We start from the raw sequence: 941 nt of genomic DNA, 5'->3' as shown, positions 1-941 counted from the left end.
GTTTCATGTTGTCTTCCCCGTATTGGCCAGAATCGGAAGATCGTGCGCGTAGTCGGCGACCTGGGTGCCCGCAAGGTAGACGGCCCTGGCCCGGTCGTCCGCGGTGAAGGCCATGACCTGTGTGCCGTGCGTGACGGTGAAGATCCCGCTGGGCTGGCGTACCGGATCCGCCAGCGGGATGCCGAGCGCGTCCGCCTGCGCGCGTATCTGCGCCAGGGTGCCCCGTACGCCGATGAAGGACGGGTCGAACTGGTTCAGCCAGCGGTCGAGCACCTCGCCGGTGTCCCGTTCGGGATCGGTGGTGACGAACACCGTGGCGATCCGTGACCGGACAGATGTCGGCACCGTGTCGAGGGCCGCGGCGATGTCGGCCATCGTTGTCGGGCAGACGTCCGGGCAGCTGGTGTAGCCGAAGAACAGCAGGGTGACCTTCCCGGCCGTCCGGGAGCGCAGGTCGAACGGGGCGCCGGCGGTGTCGGTCAGGTTCAGCGCGGGCTTGTCGACCGGTTGCGCGAGCGCCGTGCCGCGCAGTTCGTTGGCCGGCCCCGAGTTGTCCACGATCGTGACCGCGGACCCGGTCCCGGACGAACAGCCGGCCAGGACGAGCGCGAACGCCACCACCAGCGGCACCGCGAACAGGCGGCGACAGCGGGCCGGGCCCCAGCGGGCGGGAGGACGCGGACGGCTCCCGCCGGCTCCTCCACCAGGCGGATCGGTGCCAGGGCGGACCCCCGCCGCGCTGCCGGCGCCGTCGTCGCCGTCGCCGGCAGCTCCGCTGACGGCTTCTCCTCCATCTTGCGATGCACGCACCCGGGCCTCGCTCCTCGATGCTCCTCGATCCATACCCTTACGGCCGGACGGCTCCTTACGTGGACTGACGGATAAGCCCCGCCGCTCGGTTCCACCTCCGGCCATGTCGGACGCCCGGAGCCGGACCGCCC

The 941-nt window shown here is 71.2% G+C and carries 1 protein-coding gene; it reads right to left on the bottom strand.

Annotated elements, in window-relative coordinates; all coding sequences use genetic code 11:
• Positions 1-3 precede the first annotated feature (3 nt).
• Positions 4-630, bottom strand: a complete 627-nt coding sequence (locus tag AC5LSR_RS21065; protein ID WP_493468882.1) for an SCO family protein — start codon at positions 628-630, stop codon at positions 4-6.
• Between the last annotated feature and the right edge of the window lie 311 nt (positions 631-941).

The organism is Protofrankia sp. CiP1_Cm_nod4, from assembly GCF_982290645.1.
Note: the sequence above shows the minus strand (reverse complement) of the source record. Positions and strands in the feature narration are given on the sequence as shown.